17 protein-coding genes and 1 other annotated feature are annotated in these 16,216 nt (G+C 41.3%); of the genes, 13 read left to right on the top strand and 4 right to left on the bottom strand.

Translation table 11 applies throughout. The features are described from left to right. Window positions 1–20: 20 nt before the first annotated feature. A complete protein-coding gene (locus NSQ34_RS13580) occupies window positions 21–1,100 on the top strand; it encodes a tetraprenyl-beta-curcumene synthase family protein (RefSeq protein ID WP_024424905.1) in 1,080 nt (359 codons plus the stop codon). A 178-nt stretch (window positions 1,101–1,278) separates the two neighbouring features. On the opposite strand, the gene NSQ34_RS13575 is transcribed toward NSQ34_RS13580, so the two are convergent. After that, window positions 1,279–1,851: a class I SAM-dependent methyltransferase gene (locus NSQ34_RS13575; RefSeq protein WP_342500950.1), complete on the bottom strand. Its 573-nt coding sequence runs from the start codon at window positions 1,849–1,851 to the stop codon at window positions 1,279–1,281. Beyond that, the gene (locus tag NSQ34_RS13570; protein WP_017358356.1) at window positions 1,848–2,813 is read right to left on the bottom strand and encodes a TIGR01212 family radical SAM protein; all 966 of its coding nucleotides are present in this window, start codon (window positions 2,811–2,813) and stop codon (window positions 1,848–1,850) included. The genes NSQ34_RS13575 and NSQ34_RS13570 overlap by 4 nt, the downstream gene beginning before the upstream one ends. Before the next feature lie 149 nt (window positions 2,814–2,962). Here NSQ34_RS13570 and NSQ34_RS13565 point away from each other — a divergent pair, with 149 nt between their 5' ends. The 7 genes from NSQ34_RS13565 to NSQ34_RS13535 all read left to right on the top strand — a co-directional run bounded on the left by NSQ34_RS13565 (window position 2,963) and on the right by NSQ34_RS13535 (window position 7,840). After that, window positions 2,963–3,238 (top strand): YtzC family protein, encoded by a 276-nt coding sequence (locus NSQ34_RS13565; RefSeq protein ID WP_024426214.1) that lies wholly within the window; start codon window positions 2,963–2,965, stop codon window positions 3,236–3,238. Window positions 3,239–3,379: 141 nt separating this feature from the next. Continuing rightward, the gene (locus NSQ34_RS13560) at window positions 3,380–3,559 is read left to right on the top strand and encodes a hypothetical protein (RefSeq protein WP_024426213.1); all 180 of its coding nucleotides are present in this window, start codon (window positions 3,380–3,382) and stop codon (window positions 3,557–3,559) included. Between the two features lie 17 nt (window positions 3,560–3,576). Continuing rightward, entirely contained in the window at window positions 3,577–3,969 is a 393-nt protein-coding gene (locus NSQ34_RS13555; RefSeq protein WP_024426212.1) for a GntR family transcriptional regulator, read from the top strand. Continuing rightward, complete coding sequence (locus NSQ34_RS13550; protein WP_024426211.1) at window positions 3,962–4,840, top strand: ABC transporter ATP-binding protein; 879 nt, start codon at window positions 3,962–3,964, stop codon at window positions 4,838–4,840. The genes NSQ34_RS13555 and NSQ34_RS13550 overlap by 8 nt, the downstream gene beginning before the upstream one ends. After that, window positions 4,834–5,820 (top strand): ABC transporter permease subunit, encoded by a 987-nt coding sequence (locus NSQ34_RS13545; protein ID WP_211043045.1) that lies wholly within the window; start codon window positions 4,834–4,836, stop codon window positions 5,818–5,820. Before NSQ34_RS13550 ends, NSQ34_RS13545 begins: the two co-directional genes overlap by 7 nt. A gap of 21 nt (window positions 5,821–5,841) precedes the next feature. Further along, window positions 5,842–6,540, top strand: a complete 699-nt coding sequence (locus NSQ34_RS13540; RefSeq protein ID WP_044332340.1) for an ABC transporter ATP-binding protein — start codon at window positions 5,842–5,844, stop codon at window positions 6,538–6,540. Further along, on the top strand, window positions 6,530–7,840 hold the full coding sequence (locus tag NSQ34_RS13535; RefSeq protein ID WP_024424896.1) for an ABC transporter permease: 1,311 nt from the start codon (window positions 6,530–6,532) through the stop codon (window positions 7,838–7,840). The genes NSQ34_RS13540 and NSQ34_RS13535 overlap by 11 nt, the downstream gene beginning before the upstream one ends. A 65-nt stretch (window positions 7,841–7,905) precedes the next feature. Here the strand turns inward: NSQ34_RS13535 and NSQ34_RS13530 are convergent, their stop codons facing one another. Next, window positions 7,906–8,604, bottom strand: coding sequence for a hypothetical protein (locus tag NSQ34_RS13530; RefSeq protein WP_342500949.1), 699 nt, complete (start codon window positions 8,602–8,604; stop codon window positions 7,906–7,908). 286 nt (window positions 8,605–8,890) lie between these two features. Beyond that, window positions 8,891–9,694: an STAS domain-containing protein gene (locus tag NSQ34_RS13525; protein ID WP_024426208.1), complete on the bottom strand. Its 804-nt coding sequence runs from the start codon at window positions 9,692–9,694 to the stop codon at window positions 8,891–8,893. A gap of 422 nt (window positions 9,695–10,116) precedes the next feature. On the opposite strand from NSQ34_RS13525, the gene NSQ34_RS13520 reads away from it, so the two are divergent. The 5 genes from NSQ34_RS13520 to NSQ34_RS13500 all read left to right on the top strand — a co-directional run bounded on the left by NSQ34_RS13520 (window position 10,117) and on the right by NSQ34_RS13500 (window position 16,195). After that, entirely contained in the window at window positions 10,117–10,446 is a 330-nt protein-coding gene (locus NSQ34_RS13520; RefSeq protein ID WP_008343006.1) for a DUF4257 domain-containing protein, read from the top strand. A gap of 103 nt (window positions 10,447–10,549) precedes the next feature. Beyond that, window positions 10,550–10,771, top strand: a binding site (T-box leader). Window positions 10,772–10,868: 97 nt separating this feature from the next. Beyond that, entirely contained in the window at window positions 10,869–13,283 is a 2,415-nt protein-coding gene (leuS, locus tag NSQ34_RS13515) for a leucine--tRNA ligase (RefSeq protein ID WP_024424893.1), read from the top strand. Between the two features lie 130 nt (window positions 13,284–13,413). Beyond that, window positions 13,414–14,316 (top strand): dienelactone hydrolase family protein, encoded by a 903-nt coding sequence (locus NSQ34_RS13510; RefSeq protein ID WP_335370748.1) that lies wholly within the window; start codon window positions 13,414–13,416, stop codon window positions 14,314–14,316. A 46-nt stretch (window positions 14,317–14,362) separates the two neighbouring features. Then, window positions 14,363–15,115 (top strand): NAD(P)-dependent oxidoreductase, encoded by a 753-nt coding sequence (locus tag NSQ34_RS13505; protein WP_327825874.1) that lies wholly within the window; start codon window positions 14,363–14,365, stop codon window positions 15,113–15,115. Window positions 15,116–15,334: 219 nt separating this feature from the next. Then, window positions 15,335–16,195: a carbohydrate ABC transporter permease gene (locus tag NSQ34_RS13500; protein WP_087976618.1), complete on the top strand. Its 861-nt coding sequence runs from the start codon at window positions 15,335–15,337 to the stop codon at window positions 16,193–16,195. Window positions 16,196–16,216 lie beyond the last annotated feature (21 nt).

Below are 16,216 nucleotides of genomic sequence, written 5' to 3'. Positions count from 1 at the left end.
TAAGTTGGGGGTGGAGTGATTTGTCAGTACCAGAGCGTCCTTTTGCACTGATGACAAAGGTGTATAAAGATATTTTTCCGCTTGTTCATCAGGAGCTGAAAAAGTGGCGGGCTCATGCCGAAATGATTGAAAATGAAGAACTGAGAACGCAGGCACTAGCGAGCATATCGAGTAAAACGTTTCACTGTGAAGGCGGAGGTATTTTATCTCTTCTGGCAGGTGAAGAGAAAGAAACGTGCATTGAATTCATTGTGGCGTATCAAACCATCAGTGATTACTTAGATAACCTTTGTGACCGCAGCACGTCGCTTGATCCAAAGGATTTCCATATGCTGCATCAAGCGATGAGAGATGCGCTTGATATTCATGCTGAGCTCAAGCCATACTATCAATTCCGTGATGATCAAGAGGATCATGGATATTTACATGCGCTTGTCCGCACATGTCAAGATGTGCTTACGCGTGTTCGACATTATCCGATCATTCAGCCATATTTACACACGCTGTGTGATTACTATAGTGACCTGCAAGTACATAAGCACGTTGTTCCCCATGAGCGTGTACCACGGCTAGAGTCATGGTTCCGCCAGTATGAAAAAGATTTGCCGAAGATGGAATGGTATGAGTTTTCAGCTTGTGCGGGATCAACGTTAGGGATATTCTGTCTTGTGGCGTATGCGCTGCAGCCTGATTTTACAGAAAAGCAGGCGAAGCAAATTTACGAAAGCTATTTCCCTTATATTCAAGGTCTGCACATTTTACTCGATTATTTAATAGACCAAGAAGAGGACAGGCTTGGGGGAGATCTGAACTTTTGCTCATACTATGATTCTCATCATGAGATGATGGATAGACTTCAGCATTTTATTGAAAAAGCGGATGAGCAGCTGAAAGGCATTCCGCATGAAAACTTTCACAAATTGATTAACAGAGGATTACTGGCGGTCTATTTGTCCGATGAAAAAGTGACAGCCCAAAAAGAGATGAACAAGCTGGCAAAAAGGCTGATCAAATCAAGCGGGAAAACATCGTTCTTTTTCTATATTAACGGAAGAGCCTATCGGACTTATCAGAAAATGCCTTGGATGAAATCATCATAAAAAAGCTCAAATCCATTAGGATTTGAGCTTCAGCGTGTAGACAAACCCTCGCATTCGGTGTCAGGTCTGCGCGCCGGTACTCACGAATGTCGAATTCGCTCCGTTCCGGTGCTCGCCCGTTCCTAGACTGCAAAGGTTTTCTATCACGCTGAAAAGAAGAAAAAAGCTAAAATGCACATCATTTTAGCTTTTTTTCAATGGCGACCACAAAAGGCGGGTCGTTTTGAATATTCATGTATTGATATGATAAAACTTGTACCTCTTCATGAGGGAGTGATCTGCAATAGTCGAGAAGCACTTCTTTTTCTCTTTTACCTTCGGGATGTCCATGGTAGATCACAAGGACGATCAGTCCTCCGGGTTTGAGCCATTCGAGGAGCTGCTTGATGGCTTCAATGGTTGTATGAGCCTGAGTGGTGACGGTTTTATCGCCTCCGGGCAGATACCCAAGGTTAAACACTGCACCGGCTATTTGTCCATAAGCATCCTTCGGAAGATGATCCGCCAGTTTTTCATGCCCATCATGGATGAGGTGAACGTAAGAATATTGACCGCCAAGTCTTTTGCTTGTCTGCTGCAAGGCTTCCTCTTGCACGTCGAATGCAAACACTTGTCCATCAGTTCCTACAAGGTCAGCTAAATAGAGTGTATCGTGGCCGTTGCCCATTGTTGCATCTATAACGATGTCGCCTTTTTGACAAGCGCGTTCTAACAGCTCTTTACTAAAAGGAAGCATGCGTTTCAAAATCATTTGGCTGCTTCTTCCAATCTGACGAAACGTTTCCCTTGGTAGCTGTTACGTCTTTCGAGCTCAGCATTAATGGCATTGAGTACTTCCCACTTATTTACACTCCACATTGGACCAACCATTAATTCAATTGGGCCGTCGCCTGTAATACGGTGAATAATCATTTCTGGCGGCAGAATCTCCAGCTGATCACAAACAAGCTGAACATATTCCTCCTGGCTTAAAAACTCAAGCTTTCCTTTTTCATATTGCTTGACCATTGGAGTCCCTTTTAAAAGGTGAAGCAAATGAATTTTAATTCCTTGCACATCTAAATCCGCAACAGCTTTTGCTGTTTCCATCATCATGTCCCGGTTTTCAAGAGGCAGTCCATTGATGATATGTGAGCAGACACGAATTCCGTGTTTTCGCAGTTTTTCTACACCTTCAACGTAGCATTCATAATCATGAGCACGGTTGATGAGCATAGCTGTCCGTTCGTGTACTGTTTGAAGACCAAGCTCTACCCATAGGTAAGTGCGTTCGTTTAATTCGGCTAAATACTCCACTACGTCATCCGGCAGACAGTCAGGTCTTGTTGCAATGGATAGACCTACGACACCATCCAGATTCATAACGGTTTCATATTTTTCTTTTAGGACAGGAAGCGGTGCGTGTGTGTTTGTATACGCCTGGAAATACGCCATGTATTTTCCGTCTTTCCATTTTGTATGCATCCGGTCTTTGATTTCGTTAAATTGAGTGATGAGATCATCAGCCCGGTTTCCTGCAAAATCACCAGATCCAGCGGCACTGCAAAATGTACAGCCGCCGTGGGCTACAGTACCATCACGGTTTGGGCAGTCAAAGCCGCCGTCTAAGGCTACTTTAAATACTTTATGACCAAAGTGTTCACGCAAATGGTAGTTCCACGTGTGATAACGTTTTTCGCTGTTTGAATATAAAAAAGGGTTATGCTGATCCAAGTCAGTAACCTCCTTGCATAATAGGCATCCTTAAAGTTTAACAAAAATCACGAAGGAGGACAATTGAATCTGTCCAACATTTTCTTTAGTGAAAAAGCTTTACATGGGCAAAATAGGCGGGAGCGATGATGAAATGGAGGGAATGTAAGATGGCAACAAGGCAATCGATCGATGAATTTATTCAAAAAAGTACGGAAACCCTTGAGTTTGCAAGTGAACAATTTGATTTGAGCTCACGTCAAGAACATTATAATGAGGAAGAGTTTTCTAAAGCACAGCTCATGCTTGAGAATACGGTCAACGAATTAGAAAAATTAAAAGATGTCGCCAATGACCAGCAAAGAGAACGATTAGACAGGGCACGTGTTCAAATTCAGAGCTTACAAAATCAAATGATTTTAGGGATTTCTTACGATAATGAATGATGAACAGATCCTTCTTTTAAGGGTCTGTTTTTTATTTTCTTAATTAGTTATTGACTTTTATGCTGGGTGTCTATATTGTATTAAGTGTACTACATCAACTAATACACTATAGACACTTAAAGTGAAGAAAGGTGTTCAACCATGAAAAAAGAAAAAAACCCAATTAATTTGAAGTGGATGGTGCTGGCTGTTGCGTTAGCATGTACATTTTTTTTCGTTCTTGTTTTCATTGGTTTTGAAGTTCAAAAAGATTTGATACCCAATTCAGTTCCTTTAATGCAAGGACATGAACAAGCGATAGGACTGCAAAAGCATGAATGAGGAAAGAGGGAGTCATCATGATTCAAATAGATCCAAGAAGCGCTGCGCCAATATATGAACAAATCATTGAGCAGCTCAAAATTTTATGTTTAAAAGGCGTGATGAAGCCAGGTGACAAACTGCCCTCTGTCAGAGAGCTCGCCACCATTATCATTGCCAACCCAAACACCGTCAGTAAAGCGTATAAAGAGCTAGAGCGGGAAGGGATTATTGAAACTCTGCGGGGCCGCGGTACGTATGTAACAGAAGGTGCTCAGTTAAAGCTGAATGAAGGGAAGGTGCTCCAGATGAAAGAACAGTTAAGACAACTCATCATAGAAGCTCATCATGCTGGTATTGATATTCATCAGCTCAAGGAATGGCTGGAAGAGATCGGCTCAAGTCTAAAAGGAGGAAAACAAGTTGATTGAGGTTAGAAATGTATCAAAGAAATTAAATGGACGCGAAGTACTCAGCGACGTTTCCTTCAAAATAGGCGAAGGTGAGATCTTCGGTCTGCTTGGCCGGAATGGCTCTGGGAAAACAACACTTCTCAGATTGATTCAGCAAATTCTTCTTCCAGATGAAGGAGAGATTTATTTTAAAGATGTGCTGGTGAAAGACCACCCTTTAGTAAAGCAAAATATTGTATTCATGCCGGTCGTGAATCCTTACTTTGACAGATACAATTACGGACAGCTTGTCCAACTGTTAAAGCATATATATCCAAAGTTTGATGTGACCTATGCCAATGAGCTTGTGAACCGCTATGAAATTCCGGAAAAAGTAAAGTATCGTGAATTGTCGACAGGGTTAAAGAAACAGCTGTCATTAATTTTAAGCTTTGCCATCAAACCAGCTGTCATTTTATTAGATGAGCCGACTGATGGAATTGATGCCGTCACAAGAAATGACGTTCTTCAGCTGATGATTGACGAGGTGGCAGAACGACAAACAACGATTTTAATTACATCTCACCGCTTAGAGGATATTGAGCGCATGTGTAATCGAATTGGATTTTTAGAAGGAAATCAGCTCACAAGTGTCATGGATTTAGATGAATTAAAGAATGACTATGTCAAAATCCAAATGGCCTTTGAAGAAGATATGAACTTAAGTATTCGAAAAAATGGCGTGGCGATTTTGGATCAAGCGGGCGTTTTCTATACAGCGCTTGTTCTAAAAACCGACGAAGAAGCTAAAGAGTACTTGAAGTCACTGAAGCCAAAAGTATGGCATGAACTGCCTGTGAATTTAGAAGAAGTATTCATTGCAAAGTTTGGAGGGAAACGCAGATGGTAAAGCGGCAATTATTATATAAGGAGTGGAAGCAATCTGAGCTGACATTCATTTTAGTGATGCTTGTTGCTGCGCTTGCGACGCCCTTCGCATTCTTAATGGAATATTCGTCTTTTCAAACGTGTCTAAACGATACAGAGTGTATTACGGATGCACCACGTTTTTCTTATATCTTTAAGACGGATCCATTCCTCTCTCTTTCATGGCTAATGGGAATTTTCTTTGCTGTCATGCAGCTTGGATTTGAGAGAAATAAAGGGCAGATGGATTTTACCTTATCCTTACCATTTAGCAGGAGTACAATCTATCACACAAAGTTTTTCTTAGGTGCTGGAATCATTGCAGTCGCTCATGCCGTTTCTTATGTTCTTACTTATTTACTTATTTTAGGACTTGACCCACTAGAGACACCTGGCTTTCATAGCGTTTATATCATTTCGCTTGTGTCCTCCTTGATGTTTTATAGTTTATTTTTTGCAGCGGGTACTTTAACCGGAAGTTCCATTGCGCAAGCAATCGTTGGGTTCAGCACAGCTATTTTACCCTTTTTAGTGATCGGATTACCGCTTGTTCATGTAGATTTTATCATCAAGACAAGTGGGAGTTGGTTAGATAAGAGCTTCGCTTATTTGATATCGCCTATATCTCCAATCAACTATATTATAGATGAACCTTTCCGATCTGATTATCCTCTTTGGTTCTCAGGCGAAAAAATCATTATACCTATTGTCATGGTGGTTCTGTTTTATCTAATTGGCTTAATTAGCTTTATAAAACATCCAATTGAAAGAAATGGCCGCTTCTTCCTTTACTCAAGTATGGATAGACCTATTCAGATTATGGTCATCGTCTTCGGTGTTCTAGGGTTTGGATGGTTTGGTTTTTCTTCAGATAATTCCATATTTGGTTATATCGTTGGCATGCTCATCGGTGGAGTCGTAGGCGCCTTAACGAGTTATTTCTTAATCTATAGAAAAAGATAAACAGAGAGCAGGGGAGTAGAGATGATTCAGATTCAAGCATTAGATCATGTATTTAAAATTGGTAAAAAGGGCAGGGAAAATGAAATTCCTGTGCTGAAAGGGATTGACCTGTCCATCAAAAGAGGCGATATTGCTTGTATTGTTGGACGAAGTGGTTCGGGGAAATCGACTTTATTGAACTTAATATCAGGCTATATTACGCCAACGAGCGGAAAAATTGTCATTGATGGCACCGATGTGACCGGCTTTAATGAAAAAGAATGGGCAGACTTTCGCTTAGATCACTTTGGCTTTATCTTTCAAAGCTTTCAATTGATCGGGAGCTTAACAACGTATGAGAATGTTGAACTTCCGCTCACTTTAAAAGGGGTGAAGCCGTCTGAACGAAAAGTGAAAGTAAAAGAAATGCTGAAACGAGTAGGACTCGAACACCACGCAGGACATTACCCAAATGAGCTGTCAGGCGGACAGCAGCAGCGTGTGAGTATTGCAAGAGCCTTGATTTTAAATCCATCAATTATTTTAGCAGATGAACCAACAGGCAGTCTGGATTCAGAAACTGAAGGAGAAATTTTAGCCTTTATCCAGCAGCTCAATCGCGAAAAAGGAATTACATTTGTCATCATTACACATGACGATGAAGTCGCTTCAATCGCAGACACAACGTTCCAGCTTCACGACGGTGTATTAAAGAAAGGGGAACAATCCATTGAAATTTAGAGATCAGGTCAAATTCATTAGAAGAAATATGAAGAAAAATAGATTGCGTGTGTTTATGACCATTCTTGCGACGACAATGGCATGCTCTTTCTTAATCGTTCTAGCGTCTGTCGGTTTTGGTTTGCAAAAATCAGCTCAAGATGAAATTATGAAGCAGCAAATCATCACAGAAATTAAAGTGTTAGGAAAAGAAAAAGGAGACGTTAAGATTGATGATTTAAAGAAATATGATCATGTGAAATCTGTCGTCTCAAGAACGGCAATCAATCCTTCGGTTAACGTCGAGCTCGATAACCGTTCAAGTGAAACGCAGGCTGCTTTGACTGATATGAAAGAAGAAAAAGAAGCAGGTCTTGAACTAGACCGAGGAAAAGTCCCAACATCAGCGAACGAAATTGTGGTTGGGTATCATATGGCGCAGCAACTGTGGACAAAAAAAGAACGCGAAGCCTATGAAAAAGAATTAAACCAGACGTCAAATGGGGAAGAAACACCGAAGGAGCCAAAAGGCTACACGAAGGATATTTTAAATAAAGTGATTCAAATCAAAGTGCCAAAACTAAATGAAGAAGGTGAAGTCGTTAAAGAAAAAACATTTGATTTCCGTGTAGTAGGCGTTTTGAAAAAGCCGAATTTGGAGTGGCAGGAGGATCATAAAATTCTGATTCCGAATGCTTATGAAAAAGAATTTGGTCAAATACTCGATCTGTCTCCTGAAGCAGGAAATGTCGAGAAAATGACCTCTGTTTATGCAGATAAATTCGACAATGTCGGTACGCTCACGAATAAACTGACAGATGAGGGCTATCAAGTCATCTCTGTGACGAACCAGCTTGAAGGAATGGATATGTTCTTTACGGTCTTCAAAATTGGACTCATTTTTGTCGGATGTATTGCAGTCATTATTTCTGCCATCGGAATTTTCAATACGATGACCATGGCGGTAACAGAGCGAACACAAGAGATTGGGATTATGAAAGCCATTGGCGCGAATCCATCCATTATCAAGCGGATGTTCCTAATGGAAAGTGCTTATATTGGAGTAATCGGATCAATCATCGGTATTATCATCTCATATTTGATTAGTTTCGCCGTTAATTTAATCATCCCAGCCATTTTGTCGTCCATGTCTGAGGGAGGATCAAGCGATCAATTCTCGATTACTTTTTCCTATATTCCACTCAGCCTTGTCATTACAGCGACAGTGATCAGCGCAGGGGTAGCGATCATTTCAGGGCTTAACCCGGCACGTAAGGCAACAAAAACGAATGTATTAGCAGCTTTAAGAAGAGAAATCTAAAAAAGAACCTCCTGTAAACCCGATTGGGCGCTCAGGAGGTTCTTTTTTATCTTAATTAAACATCGCTATTGCTTAGGTGCCCTGTATCCGGCACGCTCTGCCTCTTCAACAGAGCAGAACATTTTGGTTATATTCTTTGTTCTAGAGTAGTATCTGCTGCTTGGTGTGTGGTAAATACCGTTGACACTCCCTTTAATGTTACAGGCAGCCGATTCTTTTTTTGTTTCCTTTTGTGATTCATGACCGCCTGTGCTTTTTCCTTCATCTTTAGGTGCGGAGCGCTGGACGGTGGAAGACTTCGTATCGCTGCTGCTATTCTTGATTTCTTGTTTGAGTGTTTCATTGCTGGAGGTGAGCTTGTCTATTTTCTGTTCAAGCGATTGAATGGTCTTTTCTTGCTGTTTGACCGTTTCTTTTTCTGAGGTGATGGTTTCTAGCTTTTTTTCCAGCTTTTCTTTTTCCTTCTCCGCATCTTCTAAAGAGGAGGTAAGCGACTCTTTAGAAGCTGTTAAGCGCGAAATGTCAGAGGAGAGTTCCTTTTGATCCTTTAACAGCTGTTCGGAAGATGGATCGGCTTGTGCCTTTGGCGCATTTCCAGCAGTAAGCGGTAATGACATAATGGAAAAGAAGAGACCAATGATCAAAAAAGGATAAAAAAGTTTCTTTGAAAAAATCAGCTCGTTCTTGCGTTTGAGTAAGAAGAAATTGACAGCATATCCGATGGCAAAACAAATACATAAAAGACCTAATATGAGTAACAGCATATCTAACAGCCCCCCTAAATTGCTATTTACACCTATCATACCTCATTTTTCCATTTTGGGGAGCGGTTCAATTAAAAAAACCTGTTTACACAGGGTTTTCCAGCGTGTAGACAAACCCTCGCATTGGTTGTCAGGTCTGCGCTCCGGTGCTCACGAATGTCGAATTCGCTCCGCTCCGGTGCTCGCCCTTCCTAGACTGCAAAGGTTTTCTATCACGCTGAATAGAAGACAAAGGGCTAAAATAAAGATCATTTTAGCCCTTTGTCAACAATCTGAAAAACCCTGTTTACACAGGGTTTTCAGCTAATGGTAATCCTTTTATGGCTTCTTTTACTGTCAAATAAGTGATTGTATTCTGGAAATCTGTATCGAGGTCTTTCATTTTCAGCGCAAGCTGCGGCTTAATCCCAGTGATGATCAGTTCGGTTCCAGTAAGATTGAGAAGATGATGCAGTTTGAAAATACGTGCTGCAACGGAATCATCGACTTCGATTAAACCAGAAAGGTCGACAATTAAATAATCATCCTTTGAATCATCTAATATACAGGTTAACTTAGCGACAATAGCATCAAAGCGTTCTTCAGATAATTTCCCGATAAGCGGAAGAGCAGATACACCATTTTTGATTGGGACGATTGGCGTCGAAAGAGAGGTGACTTCCTGTAAGGAATCTTCTAGGAGCTGTTCATATTCTTTCTGTTTCGTAATATCCTTTTGAAAACCAATGAAAAATGTTTTGTCATCTTGTTCAATGTATAGAGGATCTATATTGAGTTCATTCCAAAAAAAAGTGCCGTCTTTTTTATAATTTTTTAGCTGTGTGGTAATAGGTGTTTTGTTTTGAATTCCATGACGAATTAAAGCAAGCTGCTTTTGATCCGTGTCTTTTCCTTGAAGGAATCGACAATTACGACCAAGAATTTCATCTGGTTTGTATCCAGTCATTTGTGTAAAGCCGTGATTCACATAAACGATAGGGTTATCCTCTAAGGAAGGGTCTGTAATGACAACACCGATCCGCGCATGATCCAGCGCTTTTTTGATGAGTTCAAGCTGTTTTTGCAAGCCGAAAATGTTCGAGCTGACCATATTACCCTCCTTTGCTGCTATAAGACATATCAAATGGTTGTCTTTTCAACCAAATGAATCCTTTTAAACGTAACATAACATATGTTCTGTTTCAACGATTGCAAACGCTTTGTTAAATTTGTCATCATAGTTTGTCCTCCATTAGAATAGAGTAAGTAAGGAGACTTTTCATTAGAAAAAGAAGGAATCAATTACTCATCATTCATAAAATGACAAAAATAGTTAATATGGATTAGGTAAAAATGATTCCAATGCATCAAGATTGTTTTTAGGTCATTCACATATAATGGAAGAAACAAGCTTTTTTTCTTCGTTAGAGAGAATAGACCTTTTACATGGATTATGACGGAACAGCAGAATGGCATTACAGGGGGCTGGACAGCCTGAAGTCGCTTTACTATTCTAAGGGCTTTAGGAAGGTGATGAAAATGCTGCAACAAGTCATTATTGCTTGCGCCATTGGAGGGGTCATGGGCATTCTCGGTCACGTAAAGAAAAAAGGCAGGCTAGAGAAGCCCAGAATGACAAAAAAGTTTATTTACTTAGGGTTTATTGAAGATTGGCTCGTTGGGATGATTGCCGCTACACTGCTTGTCTTATCCTCAAATCCCGAATCTAGTCTGCACTTGATCATCTTATCCATTATTTCAGGTTACGGAGGAGAAGCAGTTCTGCGAAGCTTCGATTTTGTGAGAGAAGAACGTTCACAGGATGCAGGCTCCAACCGTCATAACCGATCTCCACACGAATAATATCCTCTACTTTACCCTAGTCTAGGGTACATTCCCATTGTATACAAACCTGCTTGCACTTATGATCATAATTCTATAAAATACTACTTAGATGACGGTTACGATAAGAACAGTGAAGAGGAGTAGTAGGAAAGCAGTATTTGTCTTTAGAGAATTGACGGCTGGTGAAAGTCAATCAAATCTGCTTCTGAACTCGCCTCAGAGTTGCAGTTGCGTTAAAGCTTCTGTCGCATGTCTGCGTTAAAGATATTAAGTGAGCGTACGAACAGCATGTTACGCTAACAAGGGTGGTACCGCGGGAACCAAAAAATCTCTCGTCCCTTTCCAGGGATGAGGGTTTTTTGTTGATTTTAGAAAAATCTGAATTCTTGCAGTGGTCATCTAAGCAGATAAAGCCGTACATATTAAAGGAGGTTTTCACATTGAGTTTTCAGCATCGGGAAATTGAAAAGAAGTGGCAGGATTATTGGCTGACACATAAAACATTCGCCACATCTGACTCGGAAGATAAACCGAAGTTTTATGCACTTGATATGTTTCCATATCCATCAGGAGCAGGGCTTCATGTCGGGCACCCTGAGGGCTATACAGCAACGGATATTTTATCACGCATGAAACGCATGCAGGGATATGATGTTCTTCATCCAATGGGATGGGACGCATTTGGTCTCCCAGCAGAACAGTATGCACTTGATACAGGAAATGATCCGGCGGCTTTTACAGAAGAGAACATCAATAACTTCCGCCGCCAAATTCAATCACTAGGGTTCTCGTATGATTGGGATCGAGAAATCAACACGACAGATCCGAATTACTACAAATGGACACAATGGATTTTCTTAAAATTGTACGAAAAAGGATTGGCCTATATCGATGAAGTACCAGTGAACTGGTGCCCAGCGCTTGGCACAGTGCTTGCAAATGAAGAAGTCATTGATGGAAAAAGTGAACGCGGAGGGCATCCTGTTGAAAGACGTCCTATGAAGCAGTGGATGCTAAAGATTACAGCATATGCGGACAGGCTGTTAGAAGATTTAGAGGACATTGATTGGCCTGAAAGCATCAAAGATATGCAGCGTAACTGGATCGGACGCTCTGAAGGTGCGCACGTTCATTTTGAAGTAGAAGGACATGACGAACAGTTTACGGTTTTTACAACGCGTCCTGATACACTATTTGGCGCAACATATGCAGTGCTTGCACCAGAGCATGCACTTGTTGAAAAAATTACATCAGATGCTCAAAAAGAAGCTGTCAAAGCGTATATCAAAGAGATTCAATCAAAGAGTGACTTAGAGCGGACAGATCTTGCTAAAACGAAGACAGGTATTTTCACAGGAGCGTATGCCATCAATCCTTTAAATGGTGAAAAGATGCCGATTTGGATTGCCGATTACGTGCTGGCGACTTATGGAACTGGAGCCATTATGGCGGTTCCTGCCCATGATGAACGTGACTATGAATTCGCCAAAACCTTTGATCTTCCAATTAAAGAAGTTGTAGAAGGCGGAGACATTGAAAAAGAAGCCTACACAGGTGATGGAAAGCACATTAACTCTGATTTCCTAAATGGCTTAGGAAAAGAAGAAGCGATTGAAAAAGCGATTGCATGGCTTGAAGAACATCAAAAAGGTGAAAAGAAAGTCACATATCGTTTAAGAGACTGGCTGTTCAGCCGTCAGCGCTACTGGGGTGAGCCGATTCCAATCATTCATTGGGAGGACGGAACATCTTCAGCTGTTTCAGAAGAAGAGCTTCCACTGATCTTGCCTAAGACGACAGAGATTAAGCCAAGTGGTACAGGTGAATCACCATTAGCCAATATTAAAGACTGGGTTGAGGTTGTAGATCCTGTTACAGGTAAGAAAGGCCGCCGCGAAACGAATACAATGCCGCAATGGGCAGGCAGCTGCTGGTATTTCTTACGTTATATTGATCCTCATAACACAGAAGAGCTTGCCTCTCCTGAGAAGCTGAAGAAATGGCTTCCAGTTGATGTGTATATCGGTGGAGCAGAACACGCTGTACTGCATCTTCTATATGCACGCTTCTGGCATAAGTTCTTGTATGATATCGGTGTTGTTCCAACAAAAGAACCTTTCATGAAATTGTTCAACCAAGGTATGATTCTTGGGGAAAACAATGAAAAAATGAGTAAATCAAAAGGAAATGTGGTCAACCCGGATGATATCGTAGAATCTCATGGTGCGGATACATTACGACTTTATGAAATGTTCATGGGACCTTTAGATGCGTCAATTGCTTGGTCTGAAACAGGACTTGATGGCGCTCGTCGTTTCCTTGATCGTGTATGGCGTCTCTTTACAAATGAAGATGGCTCACTCAGTGATAAAGTGACAGAGCAATCTGGCGGCGCATTAGAACGCAGCTATCATGAAACAGTCATGAAGGTAACGGATCATTATGAAGGCTTGCGTTTCAATACAGGCATTTCACAATTAATGGTGTTTATCAACGATGCCTATAAAGCTGATACACTGCCGAAAGAATATGCAGAAGGCTTTGTAAAGCTTCTTTCTCCAATTGCACCGCATTTAGCAGAAGAGCTTTGGAATAAACTTGGTCATGAAGGATCTATTTCTTATGAAGCATGGCCTCAATATGATGAGTCAAAACTTGTCGACGATGAAGTAGAAATTGTCGTACAGCTTAACGGTAAAGTAAAAGCAAAATTAACCGTTCCTGCTGATGCAACAAGGGAGCAGTTAGAAGAGCTCGCGAAAAATGATGCACGCGTAAAAGAACAGCTTGAAGGGAAGACCATTCGTAAAGTGATTGCGGTTCCTGGGAAGCTTGTCAATATTGTTGCGAACTAATGATGACACCCATCGGTATAAACCGGTGGGTGTTCTTTATTTCCCGGGACATAATTTTGTCGAAAACAAGGTGATTCCCGCATCGGTCTCGTATTTTAACAGGTGACCAAGAAAATGAGGAGTGACGTCAATGGAAAAGGAAAACAAACGTGAACAACTGCTCAGTCTGTTAGGAGAAATGCCAGAACGTCATCGCGTGGAGGCTTATACGTTAAAAATGGAAGAACGTGAATCATATGTAGTGGAAACACTCATTCTCTCCATGAATGGTGTAGAGGAACTCCCTGCTTATTTCGTGAAACCGAAGGATACAGTGAAAAAAAGACCCGTTGTGCTGTTCCAGCACTCTCATGGCGGGAATTACGTGAATGGGAAGGACGAGCTGTTAAAAGGTGCTCATTATTTGCAAACGCCTTCATATGCAAAAGAGTTTACGTCAAAAGGATATAGTGTACTGGCCATTGATCATGCAGGGTTCGGCGAGAGAAGAGGAAGAACAGAAAGTGAAATTTTTAAGGAAATGCTTTTAACAGGAAAAGTGATGTGGGGCATGATGCTGTATGAAAGTATGTGTGCGATTGATTATTTGCTGTCTCGATCTGATGTGCTGGCGGACAGGTTAGCTGTCTTTGGGATGTCAATGGGCGGTCTTCTTTCCTGGTGGACGGCTGCACTTGATGAGAGGGTCAGTGTGTGTATTGATCTTTGTGCACAGGTGGACCATCATACATTAATTGAAACGAACAATTTGGACAGACATGGCTTTTATTACTATGTACCGAGCTTGGCGAAGCATTTTACAGCAGCGGACATTCAAGAAATGATTTTTCCAAGACCGCATTTAAGCTTAGTTGGAAAACTTGATCAGCTCACGCCTGCTGAAGGCGTTGGAAGGATTCAAAAGGTATTGAGTCAAACCTATGAAGCTGCTTCATTGAAAGAACGATATCAGCTTACCCGTCTTCATGCAGGTCATTTTGAAACAGCCGCTATGCGTCACGAGGCGACACGATTTTTGAAAAAGTGGCTGTAATCAAGAAACGCTTGGACATACTACGTCAAAAGAAAGGAGGAGACAGATGAAAAAAATCACCATCATTGGCGGATGCGGTGTGATTGGACGTCTTTTAACAAAAGCGCTCTCTGATGAGTACAGCGTCACGATTATTGATCTAACGAGCTGTGTAGAAGGAGTCATTTTAGCCGATGCAGCGAATGAACAGAATGTATATGAGGCAATTCCGCGGGATACAGATGTCATCTTGCATCTTCTAAACATGGACATGACGCATGATGTGATGGATCATGAAGAATTTGCAAAAATGACTGATATTTTTTGGAGGAGTACCTATTATATGTTTCGTTCAGCCGCGCGGCATGGCATACGAAAAGTCATTTTTGCAAGCAGCAACCATGTGACGGATCGTTATGAAGAGGATGGACGCTCCTTACTTGGGCGGCAGATTACAACTGACGATGTGCCTGCGACTAAAAATGTCTATGGCATTTTAAAATTTGCTTCCGAACAGCTAGGGGGTTTGTTCCACGATCAAACGGGAATGTCTGTCATCAATTTAAGAATTGGAACAGTGGTGACAGATGAGATGACGGCATTACACAAAAAACAAAGAACAAAAAGAACACTGCTGTCACATGAAGATCTTGCAGGTATGATAAAGGCAGCGATTGAAACGAATATCTCCTTTGGGACCTATTATGCTGTATCAGAGAATGAAGAAAAGCCGTGGTCTACTGAGAAAACGAAGCTGGAGTTAGGCTATGAACCAGATGTCAATACGACGGAAATCCTCGAAGAAAATGATCGAGCATAAGGCATAATCATGTCATGAGCTAATGATCTTATTCTTTTGTTTCATGAGCATAAAAGCACGGCTGACATGATCTATCCAGTTGGTCTGTCAAAATGATTATAGACGCTTTCTTCCCCCGTTTGTTACATTTTAATCACGATATCGTCACAGGCTGCAGCTTACTTTCAGATGAAATGATAACGCTTTCAAAGAAAGGGCGTGATGAACATAGATCGTTCTATTAAAGGCCGATTGTTCAATTTATTTAATTACTCTTTTCTACTCATGTTCGCATTAATATGTGTGCTTCCGTTCATCCATGTCATTGCGGCCTCTTTTGCAACAGTAGAAGAGGTCATCACGAAGAAGTTTATCTTGTTCCCGACGACGTTTTCTTTAGAGGCATATCGATATATTTTTTCTACAGATATTGTGTATCGCAGCCTCATTGTGTCCATTCTTGTGACGCTCGTTGGAACAGCTGTCAGCATGTTTTTGTCCTCGCTTATGGCATACGGGCTGTCTCGCCAGGAGCTAAAAGGCCGAAGAACACTGATGTTTCTCGTTGTTTTCACGATGCTGTTTAGCGGAGGGATGATTCCGACGTTTATTGTGGTGAAAACACTTGGTCTGCTTGATACGTATTGGTCACTTATTCTACCGGTTGCAATCAATGCGTTCAATTTAATCATTTTGAAAAATTTCTTTCAAAACATACCGGCAAGCCTTGAGGAATCAGCGAAGATGGACGGCTGTAACGATTTAGGGATTTTCTTTAAAATTGTGCTCCCACTTTCTTTGCCAGCCATTGCAACCATTTCACTTTTTTATGCCGTGACGTATTGGAATACGTATATGACTGCCATTCTGTATTTAAATGATTCAGTGAAGTGGCCGATTCAGGTGCTGCTGAGACAGATTGTCATTGTCTCAAGCGGAATGCAGGGAGATATGTCGGATATGGGCTCATCCACACCACCGCCAGACCAGACGATTAAAATGGCTGTGATCGTTGTAGCAACCATTCCGGTTCTGCTTGTCTATCCATTTATTCAAAAGCATTTCAACAAAGGGGCATTACTAGGTTCTGTAAAGGGTTAAAAAGATGGAACAACGGAGGGA

The sequence above is a fragment of the Bacillus sp. FSL P2-0069 genome, from assembly GCF_038593315.1.
GTDB classification, from domain to species: domain Bacteria; phylum Bacillota; class Bacilli; order Bacillales; family Bacillaceae; genus Bacillus; species Bacillus safensis.
This window is presented reverse-complemented; position numbering and strand designations above follow the sequence as displayed.